This is a genomic window from Mangrovibacter sp. MFB070 (assembly GCF_000705335.1).
GTDB classification, from domain to species: domain Bacteria; phylum Pseudomonadota; class Gammaproteobacteria; order Enterobacterales; family Enterobacteriaceae; genus Mangrovibacter; species Mangrovibacter plantisponsor.
This window is the reverse complement of record NZ_JJMI01000039.1, coordinates 64,821-82,209: the sequence shown is the minus strand read 5'-3', so window position 1 is coordinate 82,209 and position 17,389 is coordinate 64,821. Positions and strand designations below refer to the sequence as shown.

14 protein-coding genes are annotated in these 17,389 nt (G+C 50.7%); 9 read left to right on the top strand and 5 right to left on the bottom strand.

The window, feature by feature from the left end; translation table 11 throughout:
- Positions 1-94: 94 nt before the first annotated feature.
- From nfsB to pqqU, 3 genes are all read left to right on the top strand, one after another.
- The gene (gene nfsB / locus DT73_RS18610) at positions 95-739 is read left to right on the top strand and encodes an oxygen-insensitive NAD(P)H nitroreductase (protein ID WP_036113085.1); all 645 of its coding nucleotides are present in this window, start codon (positions 95-97) and stop codon (positions 737-739) included.
- A 316-nt stretch (positions 740-1,055) separates the two neighbouring features.
- Positions 1,056-2,567: an L-asparagine permease gene (ansP, locus tag DT73_RS18605; RefSeq protein ID WP_051691469.1), complete on the top strand. Its 1,512-nt coding sequence runs from the start codon at positions 1,056-1,058 to the stop codon at positions 2,565-2,567.
- Between the two features lie 272 nt (positions 2,568-2,839).
- Entirely contained in the window at positions 2,840-4,978 is a 2,139-nt protein-coding gene (gene pqqU, locus DT73_RS18600) for a TonB-dependent receptor PqqU (RefSeq protein ID WP_036113083.1), read from the top strand.
- A 142-nt stretch (positions 4,979-5,120) separates the two neighbouring features.
- On the opposite strand, the gene DT73_RS18595 is transcribed toward pqqU, so the two are convergent.
- Entirely contained in the window at positions 5,121-5,798 is a 678-nt protein-coding gene (locus DT73_RS18595; protein ID WP_084172324.1) for an FCD domain-containing protein, read from the bottom strand.
- Between the two features lie 223 nt (positions 5,799-6,021).
- On the bottom strand, positions 6,022-6,594 hold the full coding sequence (locus tag DT73_RS18590; protein WP_036113628.1) for an XRE family transcriptional regulator: 573 nt from the start codon (positions 6,592-6,594) through the stop codon (positions 6,022-6,024).
- 48 nt (positions 6,595-6,642) lie between these two features.
- Here DT73_RS18590 and DT73_RS18585 point away from each other — a divergent pair, with 48 nt between their 5' ends.
- From DT73_RS18585 to DT73_RS26580, 3 genes are all read left to right on the top strand, one after another.
- Complete coding sequence (locus DT73_RS18585; protein ID WP_036113077.1) at positions 6,643-7,161, top strand: GNAT family N-acetyltransferase; 519 nt, start codon at positions 6,643-6,645, stop codon at positions 7,159-7,161.
- Entirely contained in the window at positions 7,158-7,607 is a 450-nt protein-coding gene (locus DT73_RS18580; protein WP_036113073.1) for a DMT family transporter, read from the top strand. The genes DT73_RS18585 and DT73_RS18580 overlap by 4 nt, the downstream gene beginning before the upstream one ends.
- A gap of 109 nt (positions 7,608-7,716) precedes the next feature.
- Entirely contained in the window at positions 7,717-7,869 is a 153-nt protein-coding gene (locus DT73_RS26580; RefSeq protein WP_200874804.1) for a hypothetical protein, read from the top strand.
- 69 nt (positions 7,870-7,938) lie between these two features.
- Here DT73_RS26580 and DT73_RS18575 read toward each other — a convergent pair whose 3' ends face one another.
- Both DT73_RS18575 and DT73_RS18570 read right to left on the bottom strand, forming a co-directional pair.
- The gene (locus DT73_RS18575; protein ID WP_036113070.1) at positions 7,939-8,196 is read right to left on the bottom strand and encodes a DUF2526 family protein; all 258 of its coding nucleotides are present in this window, start codon (positions 8,194-8,196) and stop codon (positions 7,939-7,941) included.
- Between the two features lie 35 nt (positions 8,197-8,231).
- Positions 8,232-8,978, bottom strand: a complete 747-nt coding sequence (locus tag DT73_RS18570; protein WP_051691468.1) for a glutamine amidotransferase — start codon at positions 8,976-8,978, stop codon at positions 8,232-8,234.
- A 253-nt stretch (positions 8,979-9,231) separates the two neighbouring features.
- Here DT73_RS18570 and DT73_RS18565 point away from each other — a divergent pair, with 253 nt between their 5' ends.
- Genes DT73_RS18565 through DT73_RS18555 form a run of 3 tightly spaced genes read left to right on the top strand, consistent with a single transcriptional unit; the run spans position 9,232 to position 15,722 of the window.
- Positions 9,232-10,566, top strand: a complete 1,335-nt coding sequence (locus DT73_RS18565) for an SrfA family protein (protein WP_036113067.1) — start codon at positions 9,232-9,234, stop codon at positions 10,564-10,566.
- Positions 10,567-10,569: 3 nt separating this feature from the next.
- Positions 10,570-13,539, top strand: coding sequence for a virulence factor SrfB (locus DT73_RS18560; protein ID WP_036113064.1), 2,970 nt, complete (start codon positions 10,570-10,572; stop codon positions 13,537-13,539).
- Positions 13,536-15,722, top strand: coding sequence for a virulence factor SrfC family protein (locus DT73_RS18555; protein ID WP_036113062.1), 2,187 nt, complete (start codon positions 13,536-13,538; stop codon positions 15,720-15,722). The genes DT73_RS18560 and DT73_RS18555 overlap by 4 nt, the downstream gene beginning before the upstream one ends.
- 59 nt (positions 15,723-15,781) lie before the next feature.
- On the opposite strand, the gene DT73_RS18550 is transcribed toward DT73_RS18555, so the two are convergent.
- Positions 15,782-17,131: an esterase-like activity of phytase family protein gene (locus tag DT73_RS18550; protein WP_036113060.1), complete on the bottom strand. Its 1,350-nt coding sequence runs from the start codon at positions 17,129-17,131 to the stop codon at positions 15,782-15,784.
- Between the last annotated feature and the right edge of the window lie 258 nt (positions 17,132-17,389).

Below are 17,389 nucleotides of genomic sequence, written 5' to 3'. Positions count from 1 at the left end.
CTGCCACTGATATTCTGAGCAGGAATCTGACCGGTTAACGGACACCTTAACCGGTTTTTATGACGATGTCGCAGTTTGACTAAGGACTCTTGCAATGACTATCGACCAGATTGTTCGTAAGCGCTATACCAGCAAAGCTTATGATGGCAGCCGTAAGTTGACACAGGAACAACAGCAACAATTGCTGGATGTACTGCGTTTTGCCCCTTCTTCAGTTAACTCACAGCCCTGGCACTTTTATGCAATAACGTCAGACGAAGCAAAGCAACAGATAATTCCGGCGGTGAGTGAACCTAATGCTGCAAAAATCCAGAATGCTGCTTTGGTAGTGGTTTTTGCAACCCGCACAGCTATTGATGACGCCCACCTGAACGCAGTTCTTGAACAAGAACAGCAGGATGGCCGCTTCATCAATAATGATGCCCGCGACGGTATGGATAAAGGCCGCCGTTATTTTGTTGGCCTGAACAGTACATCGGCAGAAAAACAACGCGAGTGGATGGCACGCCAGGCCTATATCGCGCTGGGTTTCTTGCTGCTGAGCGCTGCATCAATGGGGCTTGATGCCACACCAATCGAAGGTTTCACAGCAGCCAAAATGGATGATGTGCTGGGCCTCGCAGAAAAAGGCCAGACCAGTGTGGTCGTTGCTACAGTTGGTTATCGCAGTGATGCAGATTTTAATGCGAAATTACCGAAATCACGCCTCGGTGAAGACGAAGTAATTACCCTGCTCTAACCCGCTCCGGGCCTGGTTCTCAGGCCCGCTTTTCTTGCTATAAACCCCACTTATTTGGTGACAACGTCACGCATTAGTCATGCAATCTTATTGAATAAATATAAGCCAAACTTATAAAATTCTTACTTCTATGTTTTGCTTCATTAATGAATTGAGGGTAGGATTCTTCGTCATTTTTACACCCTTTCAGTCTAATAAATCCTAATGAAGGGGCAATAACGGCGAACAATTCACCAGAAAGGCAAACGTTTGTCTCTGGTGAGTCAGAAGCCAGGCTTATCGTTAATTAAAGTATTACAGACAGGATTGAGCAGGCATGAAAGCAACATCAAAACAGGCAGCAGAGCAACACGCTGCAAAACGCCGCTGGCTGAATTCACATGAAGCTGGCTATCACAAAGCGATGGGCAACCGCCAGGTACAGATGATTGCCATTGGCGGTGCGATTGGCACCGGGCTGTTTTTAGGTGCTGGTGCGCGCCTTCAGGCCGCGGGCCCCGCACTGGCACTGGTGTATTTAGTGTGCGGTATTTTTTCCTTCTTTATTCTGCGCGCACTGGGTGAGTTAGTGTTGCATCGCCCTTCCAGTGGTAGTTTTGTCTCCTATGCCCGTGAATTTCTCGGTGAGAAAGCGTCTTATGTCGCAGGCTGGATGTATTTTGTGAACTGGGCGATGACCGGCATTGTTGATATCACGGCCGTCGCCTTGTATATGCATTACTGGGGCGCGTTTGGCGATGTTCCTCAATGGATTTTTGCTCTGGCGGCTCTGGGTATTGTCGGCACCATGAACATGATTGGCGTGAAGTGGTTCGCCGAGATGGAGTTTTGGTTTGCTCTGATTAAAGTGCTGGCGATTGTCCTGTTCCTGGTGGTTGGGGTGGTCTTCCTTGGCAGCGGTAAACCGCTTGATGGCGGCGCTACAGGTTTCCATCTGATCACAGACAATGGTGGGATGTTCCCCCACGGTTTATTGCCTGCACTGGTGCTGGTTCAGGGTGTAGTGTTTGCCTTTGCCTCTATTGAACTGGTGGGAACCGCAGCGGGTGAATGTAAAGACCCGGAAACCATGGTGCCAAAAGCTATCAATAGCGTTATCTGGCGTATTGGTCTGTTCTATGTTGGCTCGGTATTGCTGCTGGTGCTGCTGTTACCCTGGAATGCTTACCAGGCCGGGCAGAGTCCATTTGTGACCTTCTTTTCTAAACTGGGTGTGCCTTATGTAGGCAGTATCATGAATATCGTGGTGCTGACGGCAGCGCTTTCCAGCCTGAACTCTGGTCTGTACTCCACCGGGCGTATTCTGCGTTCTATGTCGATGGGCGGTTCTGCACCGCAGTTTATGTCACGGATGAGTAAGCACCACGTTCCTTTCGCGGGTATTTTGGTGACACTGTGCGTGTACGTTGTCGGCGTTTTCCTGAACTATTTAGTGCCTTCTCAAGTTTTTGAAATTGTACTGAACGTGGCATCGCTGGGGATTATTTCCAGTTGGGCATTTATTGTGGTTTGCCAGATGAAACTTCGCCAGGCCATTAAGCAAGGCAAAGCTAAAGACGTGAGCTTCAAACTGCCGGGTGCCCCTTTCACATCCTGGCTGACTCTGCTGTTTTTATTCAGTGTGCTGGTGCTTATGGCGTTTGATTACCCTAACGGCACCTGGACTATTGCGTCGATTCCGTTAATTGCAGTGTTACTGGTTGCGGGCTGGTATGGTGTTCGTCATCGTGTACACCAGATTCACAGTGAGCTGGATTTTGATGCTGAGCCAAAGGCTGATAAAACCGCTGAGTCTGCGCCACAAACGCTTGTACGTGACGCCGAGTAATACTCTGGTGTAATCGGTATGTCATTGCCAGGGAAGGCACTGACAAATAAAAGCGCGTTTCCCCTCACCCTGTAGTGTTTGCTGTGTAAAAACACCCTTCCCGGTTTTTCTCCTGCGATGCCACTCGCCTGGCAAGCTATGCCCTGAAAACCGCACTGGCACAGTGCTATAGCACGTAATGGCTAACTATTTCCTCTTTTCATGTATTTACAAAACATTTACTATGCATTCACAATTGTTATGTAATTACCCATTGAAGTAACAGGCTATTTATGAAAATTTATTCTGCCAGACAGCTCGCTTGCTCTGTCTTGCTGATCCCCGCGAGTGTTATCCCTCAGGCTGCAATAGCTGAACAAACCACCAATAACAGTGACGCTTCTTCAACCATGATTGTCACTGCCACACCGCTCACTCCTTCAGAACTGGATACACCAGCGGCGGTTACAGTGGTTAATGGTGATGATATCCGCCATGCCAAACCCCGGATAAACCTTTCTGAAAGCCTGGGTGAAGTCCCTGGTCTGCAAATCCTCAACCGGCAGAATTATGCACAGGATTTACAGCTGTCAATTCGTGGTTTTGGCGCACGCTCTACCTACGGTGTACGTGGCCTGCGAATTTATGAAGATGGCATCCCTTCAACTATGCCAGATGGTGAAGGCCAGACTTCAAATATTGATTTAAGCAGCGTGGGCAGCATTACTGTTTTGCGTGGCCCGTTTTCAGCACTCTATGGCAGTTCTTCTGGCGGCGTTATTGATATTCAGAGCCAAAAAGGGAAACAGCCCCCTGAGATTGAAGCCAGCAGCTACTACGGCAGTTATGGAACCTGGCGTTATGGACTGAAAGCCTCAGGCGCAACGGGTGATGGTACCCACAGTGGCGATGTTGATTACACCATTTCAACTCAGCGCATGACCACCAAAGGCTACCGTGACCATAGCGGTGCGCGTAAAAACCTGGCCAATGCCCGGCTTGGCGTGCGCCTTAATGATGTCAGCAAACTGACGTTATTGTTTAACAGCGTGGATATTAAAGCCAATGACCCGGGCGGGCTGAGCCGGTCGGAATGGCGCAGTGATCCTCGCCAGTCCCCGCGGGGCGACCAGTACAACACCCGCAAGACCGTCAAACAAACCCAGGCAGGGCTGCGTTATGACAGGCAACTGAGCCTGAATGACGACCTGAGTGTCATGATGTATGCCGGGCAACGGGATATGACGCAGTACCAGTCCATTCCTTATACACCGCAACTGAAGCCCACACACGCAGGCGGTGTTATTGATTTAACCCGCGAATACCAGGGCATTGACACCCGCTGGACACACCGTGGTGATGCCGGGCCAGTTCCCTTCAGTGTAACGACCGGGCTGGATTACGAGAACATGCAGGAACACCGGAAAGGATACGAAAATTTCCATATGGTGGATGGCTCTGCGGTTTATGGCGAGAAAGGTGCACTGCGGCGCGACGAACGTAACCTGATGTGGAACCTTGATCCGTATATCCAGACGCACTGGCAATTGCTCGACAAGCTCAGTCTGGATGCGGGGCTGCGCTATAGTAATGTCTGGTTTGATTCCAACGATCACTATATTACTGCTGATAACGGTGATGGTAGCGGTGATACCAATTACCATAAATGGCTGCCGGTTGGCTCACTTAATTACGCCGTCACAGATGCATGGAATGTTTATTTGTCTGCTGGTCGTGGGTTTGAAACACCCACTATCACGGAACTTTCTTACCGTAATGATGATGCACCTGGGCTGAATTTAAACCTGAAGCCATCAACCAGTAATACCGTTGAACTGGGCAGTAAAACGCGTATTGGTTATGGGTTACTCAGTGCTGCCATTTTCCAGACTGACACCGATAATGAAATTGTGGTGGACAGTAGCTCTGGCGGCCGTACCACCTATAAAAATGCCGGTGAAACACGCCGTCGCGGTGTTGAACTGGGGCTCGATGAACAATTTGCGGATAACTGGAAACTGAAACTTGCCTGGACCTGGCTTGATGCCACCTACCAGTCAAATGTGTGCAGTGACAGTAACTGTAATGGTAACCGTATTCCGGGAATCGCCCGTAATAATGCCTGGGCCTCTTTGGGCTGGGAGCAGGAAGATGGCTGGTATGCCAGTGGCGATATTCATTACCTGAGCAGTATTATGGCAGACGATGAAAACACCGCCAAAGCGCCCTCCTGGACTACTGTCGGGCTAACAAGCGGCTACAAATTCCGTTACAGCAACATGCTGGTTGATGCATATACTCGCGTCGATAACCTGTTTGATAAAGAGTATGTGGGTTCAGTGATTGTCAACGAGAGTAACGGGCGCTATTACGAACCGGCTCCTGGCCGTAATTATGGTGTTGGTTTGTCCGTCACCTGGCAATTTCAGTAAATTTTAAACGTAAATTTAAAACGTAGTGCAAACATGGGTGGTAAGTAACTCTTACCACCCATGTTTTTTATGTCGTAAAAACAGGCTGTATTATTTCACACCTGCGTTGTTATGTTTTGCGTGTTATTTCGCCGCAAGACTTTTATGACTGAGCCTCAGCATTAAAAAAATGGGTCATTGCCAGTTGGTTGCTGTGCTCTATTGCTAAAACCAGTTCATCCTGTGCCCTGGCAACATCTTTCTTTTTTATCGCTTCCAGCAGTGCATCGTAACTGTGGCGGTGCTGAGTAATATGTTCAGGCACCTGGCGCAGAAAATGAAAACAAGGGCCAACACGGATCCACAACTGCTCTATCATTCCCAGTAGTAGTGGCAATTGGGCTTGTTCATATAAAGCAAAACGAAACTCGCGCTGTGCCTGAAGAGCACTGTGGGCATCACCTTTATCGCGGGCTGTATTAAACATCTCACTAAGCTCAGCCAGTTGTGCCATATTTCCCAGCGGCTGGCGCTCAATGAGGCTCTGAATCGCCACCCCTTCTAACTCCTTACGAATCAGGGCAATTTCATCAAATTGTGACCGGGTGATTTTAGGCACAGTAAATGCCTGTGCCGGTGCAATACATAATGCACCTTCTGCGACCAGGCGTAATACAGCCTCGCGTACCGGGGTAATACTGACATGCATTTCTTCTGCAATATCACGCGTATTCAGACGCTCGCCGGGTGCCATTTGGGCAGCAATAAGCGCGTGTTTAAGACGTAACTCAACCTGCATGGTTAAACTCAGGTGTTGTGCATTGTGCAAATCCAGCATCATTCCCTCCCTGTTATGGACACATAAAAAAACCTCCCGGGCCAATAGAGCGCGGGATGGAACACGTATTGCGTGAGTGTCTAAATAAAATAAACAGCCAAAAAGCGTATTTTTAATCGTTATAAATATGAGTAACTTAATAAATCATACTATAACGGCATTGAGTGTGGATGACTTTAGGAACAATACGCAATTTCACTTTTTTTAAGTCAAATTATTACAATTTTCAGGAGGGTAGATTTAACCTGACAACAATATATATACAGGACTTGTCTGATTCGTTGCGAAATTCGCAATCATTTGGCGGCCCTAACTCAAGGCAGTCACCCTGCTCCATTTCATGGCGAACATTACCTTCAACAAAAACTAATGCACCTTGCTGTACCCAAATTAACTGACGTGCAAGTGCATATGCCGCAGCAGGCATTGGCACATGCTGGTGAGCAGGTAATTCAACCTGCACCAGGTCAACAGGCATGTCGCTGCGTGGTGAAAGATGGCGTCTGATGTAGCCAGTTTGGGGATCCTGCCACACGGGTTGTTGCCCATAGCGGAGTAAACGCCCGGATGTCATTTCCGCACGGGCAATTAGCGTGGACATACTTATGCCCAACGCCCCGGAGAGCCTTGCCAGCAGAGTTGCCGTCGGGCTGCTTTCGCCCCGCTCTATCTTATGAATCATAGCCCGAGAAACCCCGGCTTTTTCCGCCAGTTCACTGACAGACCAGCCATGAGATTCACGTTCTATTCGAATCCGTTGACAGATTCGTTGATTTAAACCGTCTATTATATTATTCATATAGTCCATTATAGTGACACTTTTGAAAAATATCACCAGGAGTGATGTATGCACATTCGTCAGGGGACAGAGGCAGACTGCGAGGCGATTGCCGAGATTTACAATCACGCAGTAAAACATACCGCAGCAATCTGGAACGACAAAACAGTAGATACAGAAAACCGGGTTAACTGGTTGCGTCAGCGCCAGGATAAGGGGTTCCCGGTGCGGGTCGCTGAGGAAAATGGTGCTGTTATCGGTTACGCATCATATGGGGACTGGCGGCCTTTTGATGGCTTTCGCCACAGTGTTGAACATTCTGTATATGTCCACCCCAGCCATAGCAGAAAAGGTATCGGGCGTGCGCTATTAGCGGATTTGGTTGATGTTGCCCGCGATAAAGGCGTGCATGTCATGGTTGCAGCGATTGAATCGCAGAACATGGCATCACTCCACCTCCATGAACAACTCGGTTTTGTGGTGACCGGGCAAATGCCGCAGGTGGGCACTAAATTTGGCCGTTGGCTGGATTTAACCTTTATGCAATTGCAACTGGATACCCGCACTGATCCGGACAGCCGCCCATGAGTAACCCGCTTACCCTGCTCTGCCTGGTGCTGGCAGGCGTTGGGTTAGTTATTCAGAACACTTTGATGGTGCGTATAACGCAGTCCTCCTCGAGTGTACTGATTGCCATGCTTCTTAATTCACTGGTAGGTATTGTGCTGTTTTGCGCTTTTCTGCTTGCCCGCAATGGTACTGGTGGTTTTGTTGAACTGGCACGCAGCATCCACTGGTGGACTGTTATTCCGGGGTTACTGGGTTCATTTTTTGTTTTTGCCAGCATTCAGGGTTACCAGTTTCTGGGTGCAGCAACCACCATTGCAGTGCTGGTTGCCAGCCAGCTTATTGGTGGCCTGGTGATGGATATTATGCGCAGTGGTGGTGTTGGTTTTCGGGCATTAGTCAGCCCATTATGTGGTGCCATTTTGCTGATTATTGGTGCCTGGCTGGTTGCACGTCGCGAATTCTGAATTTAAGGCCTGCGTGAATTTCTCCACAGATTCTTCATTTTTTAGCCGTGGCATTCTGGCAAAGTGCCCTTCCTGCACATCGTGTTCAGGGTTGTATGAGAAGGTTGCTATGAAAAAGTGTGTAATGGTTTTATGTGCAGCACTGGCAATTGCCAGTCTGTCTGGTTGTGTACCCTGGTGGGGGCCTGGCCCCGGCGGGCATGGCGGAGGTGGCGGTGGCGGCGGCCCGGGAATGATGATGGGTGGCGGCCCCCACGGTTAAACGTGTTACTCGGTGAACGGGTAATACAGAGTAAAAAACGTCTTCGCAAGGAGACGTTTTTTATTGTAGCTACGGCTGTTTATGCACCGGGATTTCACCACCCTCACGTAAATGTGCAACCCGTTCGTCTGGCGACTCCTGGTCTTCTTTATGGCGCTGGCCATGGTGGGCAATGGTGATACGCAGCCGTTGTTGCTGCTCATACCTGAATTCACGCGTCAATTCGGCGTTATTGCTCAACTCAACCAGTAATTCATTCATTGGAATGATTTGATTAGAACGAATCGCCTCGTCCACCTGGGCAATGATGGTTTCCTGATTTGACATGCTCACCTCCTGTTTTAAATATAAGAATGCCCGGCTCAGCCGGCAACTGCATTATCTGCCTGCCCCCGGGCATAGTGTGTGGCAAAACGTTGCAGTATTTGCGCACTCCATGGTGTCTGGCTGATTCCGGTTTCTAATTCAGCCTGTTGTTGCGCTGGCATAGCGTGTTTATTTGCCCGGTAGCGGATAATCTCCCGCATTATCTGCCCTGAGAATTCCGGATGAAATTGCACAGACAAAGCCTCCGGTGAGTAACGAATTATCTGGTGTGAGTCATGGGCTGATGAGCCCAGTACTTCGGCCCCGGGAGGTGGTACCAGCACACTTTGTTCATGGGTCAGAAAAGCGTCAAATGATTCTGGAAATGAGCCTAATAACGGGTCTGTTCCCGGACGGGGGGCACACCATACGGTTTTCTGCCCGATTTCCGGCCCTTCTGGGTGGTAACCCACTTCGCCACCTAATGCCCATGACATCAATTGATGGCCATAACAAATCCCCAACAACGGCACCCGATTGTCCATCAGCATCCGCACCCAGGCGCCCGTGGCGTCGCTCCAGGGTTCATGATCCGTCACCATTGACCATGACCCGCTAATCACCACCGCACTCAGCTCATGTGCCGCAGGCAATATTTCACCCAAAAATGGCCGCACCACCCTTACCGGGCACGACGGGCCAAGAGCCTGCGCAAACCAGGCAGCCTGGTCGCCAATAGATTCCTGTAAAACTGCCGGGGGATACCCCATTTGCACAACCAACAGCGGGCGCGATGAGACCATGGTTTGCTCCTTTTTTGATACAACAGCTGCCTGTTCGCCTGATACTTACCTGTTAGTATTTCTGTTTGTCATTTTTTCTGCGGCTCGTCAAGCAGTTAGCAGAAAAGTGAAAGCGCTTTTTCTGGTTTAGTCAAGAAAAAGCCACTGTATTAATAGCGCGATGATTTGCCCATTTTGCCCTCTCTTCTGCCGTTTAGCTTCCCTAAGTGCAATTTATAGTAAAAACGTGAAGATAGCTTTTGAGACCAACACTGTGGCAAAAACACTATTACGTAGCGGTTTTCTTGATGATTTTCTGGCCCTTGGCGAGAACGGCCAGCCTGTGTTTGATTCCGCGCGGCAAATTCGTGAAACCTTGCGTTTGCGTCGCCTGCAGGTTGTTGCAGACAGCCTGGCTATCCCTCAACTTAATGATGATGGTGACCGGGTAGACTGGTATGCCAGCTTTTCGGGAAAAGTCACCACATGGAGCGGTGCCAGCGACAGCCAGCGCAAACAAGCATTAAAAACGCTGGAAAAGTACGTTGATAACATCACCACTCTGAGCCAGCGCTGTTTGCAGTCCGGGAATGCTTCGATTCAGTTATTTGGCGCATTGCTGGCAAAGGCTGTGCATTTCCCAGGAGCAAACCATTTATTTCTGGTTGATGATAAACCTGTCATTACTTTTTGGGGATTCCTGCAACTGAATCAGGATATGCAGGACGATGTTCTGCAGTGTTTACGCCACCAGGAGCCTGTTGTACCGGTGGTGATACCTGAACCAGAGCACGAAGAACCTGAACCGCTGGTCAGCCAACCCGCAATCAGCTCGCCTGACGAACCATTACTGTACAGCAAACCAAAACAGGCGGCTCCCAATGTGGAAACATTGAATGCTGTCTACGCGGAAGATTCGGATACACCTGAAGAAGCACCAGTGGCGCCAGCCGCGCCTGCCCCTGTAATAGCCAAAAAACGGCCAGTGTGGCTTTTGCCTGCCGCCGCAGCCGTGGCAGTCGCGATTGCCGCACCTGCAGTTTGGTGGGGTATGAGCCAGCACAGTGCCCCCGTTCAGGCCAGCGCTGTGCAACCTGTGCAACCCGTTGCTCCCAAAGTGGCTATAGCTCCGCTACCCATGACACTACCTGTTGCCAGTGCAACCGTTGTGGCACCTCCACCACCACCTCCTCCGCCACAGCAAGAGATTAAGCCAGTAGCACCGCCGAAAAATGCTCTGGAAATGCCGGTAACAGATGTGCGGATGGGCACCACCCGTTTCCTTAATGGTAACTGGCGAGTGGTGGTAAAACCACTGAATGGGCTGGATGTGCCCGAGGTGATGCATTACCAGATCCAAAAAAATAAAGGGACCGTGCGCTTTAACCCCGAGAAAAATGTGACCTGCCGGGCGGAGATCTTTTCTGGTTTGCTGAAAACTGGTCAGTTGATGATTAAACCCCGTGGTAGCGCGCGGTGCAGTAATGGCAGCCGTTATCCCATGCCGGAAATTGCCTGTGAACAGGGTGAAAACAACTTCGCTGTTTGTAGCGCAAACTACAGCGAGCACCCGGCAACGCCTGTAACGTTAATTAAAGTGAGTAAGTAACCCATGCTGGCACCCCTGAGTGATTACAAACAAAGCGTCACGCTGATTCAGAATAGCGGTGTGCAGTTTCTGGATTTTGGCGTAACGCCTTTTGATATGCCCAACCAGGGCTGTTTCGTCCGTAAAACAGCAAACGGGCCGTTACTGCGCCTTGATTACGATATTATTCCTGGGAAATACAGCCTGCCCACTCTCGATGCCAGTGCTCCTGAAGTGGTTAAACCGGAAGTGACCCAACCACTCAGCCAGTCACTGCAAATGATGGATGGTGTATGGTTGCCCCTTCCTTTCCTGCGCTTCAACCCGCCCCGCACTTTTGTGGGTGGCCCGGATAACTGGGCTCGTATTCAGATTCGCCAACTGGCATCGCCAGACAGCAAAGGCAATACCCACCGTATTGTCGTCGCTTTTGATACTCAACTGGCAGAAGATGAACATCTCGGCGGCCTGGCGCCGCTGCAAAGTGATGTGCGTAATGGCACGCGCTTTACTCTGGCCTGGCAGAATCAGGATGTGGCGGAATTTCTGGACCAAACCTGGGTCGATGGCTGGTTGCGTGAAGTTTTCACCCAGTACGCTACTCGCGAACAAGGGCGTAGCGAAGAAGATATTGCACGTTCGATGAAGTTGTTTGAGTACCAGGCTCACTGGATGAATGTGCTCACCCTGCTTAGCTCGCTCAACATTCCTGAAGTGAAAATTGTTGGTGAAACCCTGCAAACGCCGGCGATCCCGGTCGATTTGGTACTGGATGTAGGTAATACCCATACCTGCGGCGTATTGATTGAAGACCATGGCCCAACAAACGACGGTTTACGCCAGACAATGGCCCTACAGATTCGTAATTTAAGCGAGCCGCAGTACCTGAATGCCCTGATGTTTACCAGCCGGATGGAGTTTAATGAAGCGCGGTTTGGTAAAACCCATTTTTCTGTTGAAAGTGGTCGTGATGAAGCGTTTATGTGGCCTGCTATTGTGCGCGTAGGCGATGAAGCGCGTAACCTGGCAATAGCGCGCCGTGGTACCGAGGGCAACAGTGGCATCTCCAGCCCGCGCCGTTACCTGTGGGATGAAACACCAGGTAATGAAGAGTGGCGTTTTAGCCAGTTTAATACCCATACCCAGCGTGAGCCTATGGCAACCGCCTGGCCGTTAATGAACCTGATGAATGATGAGGGGCAACCACTGTATCAGTTGCCGCCAGATGAACGCCTGCCAGTGTTTTCCCCCCATTACACGCGTAGCTCATTAATGATGCATATGCTGTGTGAGCTGCTGATGCAGGCGCTGGCGCAAATCAATAGTGTTTCCAGCCGTCTGGCTCAGGGTTACCCCACTTCACCTCGCCAGTTAAGAACACTGATTTTGACGTTACCATCGGCAATGCCGAAACAAGAGAAAGCCATTTTCCGCCAGAGAATGGAAGATGCGATTGCGGTTATCTGGAAAGCGCTGGGCTGGCATCCGGCCGACGACGATTTTTCCCGCCCGGCAGAGCGCCAGCGCACTATTGTTCCGGTGCCAGCAATTCACCTTGACTGGGATGAAGCCAGTTGTGGTCAGCTAGTCTGGTTATATAACGAAGCCGTGATGAAATTTGCTGGTAAAACGGATCAGTTTTTCTCCACACTGGCCCGTAAAGACCGCCTGGCAGACGATGAACAACCGGGCCGGGCAATTCGTGTGGCAACCATTGATATTGGTGGCGGCACAACCGATATGGCAATTACCCGCTATCAACTGGATGAAGGTACTGGCAGCAACGTAAAAATCGCCCCGACATTACTGTTCCGCGAAGGGTTTAAAATTGCCGGTGATGATATTCTGCTCGATGTAATTCAACTGGCTATTTTACCCGCGCTTGAGCAGGCTTTTCAGCAAGCCGGCGTGGTAGACGCATCTGGCCTTATGGGGCATTTGTTTGGTGAATCCGGGCGGATGGACACCCAGGGGATTTTGCGCCAGCAAGCTGCTTTGCAACTGTTTATGCCATTGGGGCACAAATTATTGAGCGCCTGGGAAGAACAGGACTCCAGTGACCCACAATCCGGGCTTTACAGTACTTTCGGCGATTTGCTGACAACTGCGCCGGGTGAAAATGTTCTCCAGTACATTAATAAAGCCGTACAAGGGGCATTACCTCCGCAGAGTGACGGGTTCAACCTGATGGCCGTACCTCTTGATGTACCTTTCTCCATGCTCCATGACGCCTTAATGACGGGAAAATTCCGCATAACCGCGCCATTGCATGCACTGTGTGAAGCAGTATCGCACTATTGCTGTGACGTATTATTAATCACCGGCAGGCCTGGTTGCCTGCCTGGGGTTCAGGCACTTATTCGTTACCTGCAACCCGTGCCTGTTAACCGCCTGGTGTGGCTGGAAAACTACCCGGTTCATGAATGGTACCCGTTCAGTGAACAAGGGCGAATTGGCAACCCTAAATCCACTGCGGCCATTGGCGCGATGCTGTGCAGCCTGGCGCTGGACCTGCGGCTACCGGGTTTTAACTTCAAGGCTGCGGATATCAAGGCCTACTCAACCATTCGCCATCTGGGTGTTCTGGACAGCAACAACATGTTGAGTGAAGAAAATGTTTGGTATCAGGATATTGACCTGGATAACCCGGGCGAGAAACTGGCTACTAAAGTAAGTTTCCCCTTGCGCGGAAACGTGACGCTGGGTTTCCGGCAACTGGATAACGCCCGCTGGCCTGCCACGCCGCTGTATACCTTATCGATTGACGATGCCGGGCTGTCCCGCGCCATTGCTGGTGATGGTGTACTGAATGTTCGCCTGCAGCTCCAGACTCACGGTGGTGATACCCCGTTGTCGTTTGAACTGGCAGACGCGTGGTTACAGGACGGGCGCAAAGTGCCGTTGTCGCAGTTAAGCCTGAAACTCAATACGCTGGCTTACCGGCAAAACAGCGCAAATTATTACTGGATTGATAGTGGGAGCGTCTACGCATGAGCCGTAAAATAACCACTGCGGATACGCTGGCCGCACTGATTAACTGGGTTGAGAAGTACCGTGCGCAGGCCAGTATACTGGATGAAGATGGTGACCGTTTGTGCCAGCATGTTCAGGCAAAACAATTCAGGCTGAACCAGCTCGAACAGTCTCTTGAATCCCCGCCAACACTGGGGCTTTACGGCCAGGGCCATGAAGCAAAATCATGGCTGTTACGTACTCTGACTGACAGCCCGGATGGGCGCGTACAGGTTAGTGCTCAGGGGCGGAGTATTGATTACTTAAGCCATATTCAACCCGGGCATACTTCAGCAACCATGGCCGTGCGTTTCACTGCGCAACCGCAAACCACCGCCAAAGGCTACCCGGTTACTTTACGTTTGCTGAGTGAAATAGCGTTAGTTGCGCTGTTTATGAGCCACTATCACCATCAGCCAGGCTTGCAGGCATTGCCATCTGCCCGCCTGCAAAACCGGTTACAGCAGGCAGCCTTGCGCCGCCAGCCGGGGATACAAACTAACGTGAATCCGCAAGAAGTTAGTTTACTGGCCCGCCACTGGGCACAACTTCCGGCACGTAAAACCTGGCAAATTGATGAAGCTGACTGGTTCCGGATAGCCCGGTTGTTGCCAGAGCTGGGTCTTGATGACCGCCAGAGCCTGTATAGTTTGTTTTGGGGAGATAACCCGGAGCTGACCACTCAATGGCGTACTCTGGCCGACGCACTGGCACGGCTTAATGGCGCACAAACTGTTTGTGCGCCACTGGATCTTCTGGTGGATGCCTTCTCACTGCCAACTGAGAATTTTCTTTGCCCGGCCGAATTCGCCATCGACCATGACCAGGGTGATGTGATTGTTTGCCCGGTGCAGCTTAACCGGGTTGAAGGCCAGGTCAGTATCGCACTCTCTTCCCTGGCGCTGCTGTGTTATGAAGTGGTGTTTACCCTGGCGGCTGCGCCAGCGCTGGATGGCGTTGATCTGTTGGATCTCCCGCCTTATGGCGCGCCAGAGTCATTACAAAAAACCCGAGCGCTGATACTACCGGATTTATATGCATGGCAGGCCAGCCCTGATTTACTGCTGATTAACCAGGCGGTTTCTTCCCGCCAGGACATTTATCCAGTTAGCCAGTTACTGAAACGCTGGCAACAGGCCACACAGGCCGTGGCTGAAAATGGCGATAATCTGCCCGGTATGGCCTGGGTTATTACACCATTTGACGGTCGCCAAAACGGGCAAACCCCACTTGATGACGGGTTGCAGCGGTTGTGCGGGAAACCCGGTGTTGACTGGGGAACATTGCAGGCGCTGGATGAACATAACCTGTCGCGCCTTAAACGCTGGCTGCAGGATGCGCTGACTCAGGAACGCCATCAGTCACGCCTGGCAGCACTGACTGCCCGGTTGCGTGCAGAAATCTGCTTGCTATTTTCGCCTTATGCAGCAACTGAACAGGCAGAACCGGAACAGGCCAAATCACTGGCCAGCCAACTGGTGCGAACATTACAACGCCAGGCAGAGCATCATGGCGAAATTATCAGTGGGCTGTTACCGCCGACCAGGTTAACTGACAGTTTGAACAACGACCAGAAGCAGCCCGTTCTGAGTACATTACCTATCTTTGATCCTGGCCTTGATTTATTCAGTGATGAACCAGCCCCGGCAGCGGCTGACAATGCTTCGGCACTTCCTGCGGGACAGGTATTATTTCTTCAATGGGTGCGTCATGTTCGCCAGTGGGCAGGGAAACCAGAAACCGTAACCTGCACTGGCATGAGCGCCGACGAGTTGCAGTTGCTGGCTGATATTATTATCACCACCAGCTACCGCACCGGGCTCAGGGAGCAACTGGAGAAACTGTCTACAAATTTAGTGGCAGGTTACGCGGCGCTCGGGGATTTCATTACCTGGCTGGGCTACAGCGAAATGCCGGTTGAACAACGCCCTCAGAGCCGGGTAAACCGCGGTAAAGGTATTTTCGCGCCCCATATACAAAATGGCGGCGCGGTTCGCCTGACCCGGCTGGGTGAACAACCTGCCCATGCAGCAACGCATTATGTGTATGACTGGCTGGTAGCCTTGTACCAGTGTGCGCTGGACAACCGGGATTATGTTCGCCCTGGCGACCTGAATAAAACACAACGTAAAGCACTGGTCACACTGGTATCGCGGCTCGTGTAGACGAACCCCGTTTCCCTGCACTTGCCGGGAAACGGGAAACTAAGTCTGCGAAATAGCGGTTATTTGACTGGTTTTGCCAGGTGAATGACCCAAAGTTCACTGAGCGACTCGGGTGGGTTGAGTGCCGACAGCGCGACTGTACTGGTAACCGGTTGTCCATTGTAGGTAAGGTTGCCTTTTCCATCCGCCCGGTAGTCATCCAGTTTTTTTGCTCCGTCTACAGGGTTAGCCAGCGACGATTTCAGGCCAAAGTCATTGTCGTTGGTTACCGCCAGAGTACGGTCGTCAATCAGTGCCAAACCTTCAGCTTTTTCCTGCTGCCAACCCAGTTGCGGTAAATCAACAATTTCAGTCTTCGTCGCCAGCTTGATGCCACGGCTGGTTAATTCTTCCGGTGTGTTAAATTCCGGTGCTGTCTGGCTGTCAAATGGCGTTAAGTCTGTTGCATGGCGCAAGTCAACTTTGTAGATGCGGTTATGCATTACTTTGTCTTTATCTTTGCCCTGCTCAATCAGCAACACTTCATGGTTGTTCAGTGCCACCACATCGCCAATTTTCGCATCAGCTGCTTTCTTATAGTGTGTATCAATTGGGTAGCCATACATTGCCGTTTTACCCGTAACCGGGTCCAGCACAACCAGGCGAGTAAAGGCCGCTTTATTTTTACTTTTGCCGTCTATATTGAGTGTGCTTTGCACCGCGCCAAGGATTTTTCCGTCCGGCAGGCGGGTTACGCCTTCAAAACCACGGTTAGGCTGGCGCCACTTGATGATGGCCGGTAACCCCCGGGCCACACTTTGCTCGCCTGCAGCAGGTTCCGGGCCATATTTTGCCAGGATTTTCCCTTCGCCATTTACATGAATCAGGAATGGGCCATATTCATCGCAAAGCCAGAATCCACCTTTCCCATCTGGCGTAATGCCTTCAGTATCCAGACCGCCTGAGTCTGAGTTCAGTGTTTTCAGTTGGCTGTTCAGGGCAACTTCATTGGTAGAACCCACCATTCCTTGTGGCAGAGGCAGACCGGAGATATTCCCTTTGTCATCGTGAATGGGGCGTTCTTCAGTTGCCAGCGCGTTATTCCCGGACAGGCGAATTGTCATAATAAATGGCGTGAAATCTGGCGAAGCAAAGATTTTCGATGCCATCTCCCCCACATCGGGTGAATCAGCATTGGGGCCCCGGTCCGTTACCGTTGCAAACGTCAGTTCGCCCTGCTGCTTACCGGTAAATGTCAGGCCGGAACCTACTCCTGGGGGTAATCCATTGGGAAAGGTATGCTGCAGTGCCTCGCTGACAGCAACACGCTCCCCTCCGGGGAAGCTGACAACATAGCGGTCTACCTGAAGTTGTGCCGCCAGTGAGCAGAAAGGAATAAATCCAGCCAATAGCAGTGGTTTGAAGCCCATGAGGTTATCCATTTTGGTTATTTTGTGAAGGATTTATCTAAACGGGCATATGTGACAACACAATGACAACTGCAGATTAACCCTATGCAAATTTAGCCCGAAGGTGAGGCTAATCCTAAAGTATGAGCAATCAGATGAACTGCACAGGATTACAAGGGGTAATTAAGCGCTAAAATTATGTTTCGTTTGTCGCTTATCGCAAACTTCGCCTGTAAAATATAGATTAATCCTGGTTACTTAATAAGGTCTGCAAAGGTA

Excerpts from the sequence above, each read along its gene's own strand:
- DT73_RS18575 (WP_036113070.1), bottom strand. The coding sequence starts at position 8,196 with ATGTCAAATCAGGAAACCATCATTGCCCAGGTGGACGAGGCGATTCGT.
- DT73_RS18555 (WP_036113062.1), top strand. The coding sequence starts at position 13,536 with ATGAGCCGTAAAATAACCACTGCGGATACGCTGGCCGCACTGATTAAC.
- DT73_RS18580 (WP_036113073.1), top strand. The coding sequence starts at position 7,158 with ATGAGTAACCCGCTTACCCTGCTCTGCCTGGTGCTGGCAGGCGTTGGG.
- DT73_RS18550 (WP_036113060.1), bottom strand. The coding sequence starts at position 17,131 with ATGGGCTTCAAACCACTGCTATTGGCTGGATTTATTCCTTTCTGCTCA.
- DT73_RS26580 (WP_200874804.1), top strand. The coding sequence starts at position 7,717 with ATGAAAAAGTGTGTAATGGTTTTATGTGCAGCACTGGCAATTGCCAGT.
- DT73_RS18590 (WP_036113628.1), bottom strand. The coding sequence starts at position 6,594 with ATGAATAATATAATAGACGGTTTAAATCAACGAATCTGTCAACGGATT.
- ansP (WP_051691469.1), top strand. The coding sequence starts at position 1,056 with ATGAAAGCAACATCAAAACAGGCAGCAGAGCAACACGCTGCAAAACGC.
- DT73_RS18570 (WP_051691468.1), bottom strand. The coding sequence starts at position 8,978 with ATGGTCTCATCGCGCCCGCTGTTGGTTGTGCAAATGGGGTATCCCCCG.
- DT73_RS18585 (WP_036113077.1), top strand. The coding sequence starts at position 6,643 with ATGCACATTCGTCAGGGGACAGAGGCAGACTGCGAGGCGATTGCCGAG.
- DT73_RS18560 (WP_036113064.1), top strand. The coding sequence starts at position 10,570 with ATGCTGGCACCCCTGAGTGATTACAAACAAAGCGTCACGCTGATTCAG.
- pqqU (WP_036113083.1), top strand. The coding sequence starts at position 2,840 with ATGAAAATTTATTCTGCCAGACAGCTCGCTTGCTCTGTCTTGCTGATC.
- DT73_RS18595 (WP_084172324.1), bottom strand. The coding sequence starts at position 5,798 with ATGATGCTGGATTTGCACAATGCACAACACCTGAGTTTAACCATGCAG.
- nfsB (WP_036113085.1), top strand. The coding sequence starts at position 95 with ATGACTATCGACCAGATTGTTCGTAAGCGCTATACCAGCAAAGCTTAT.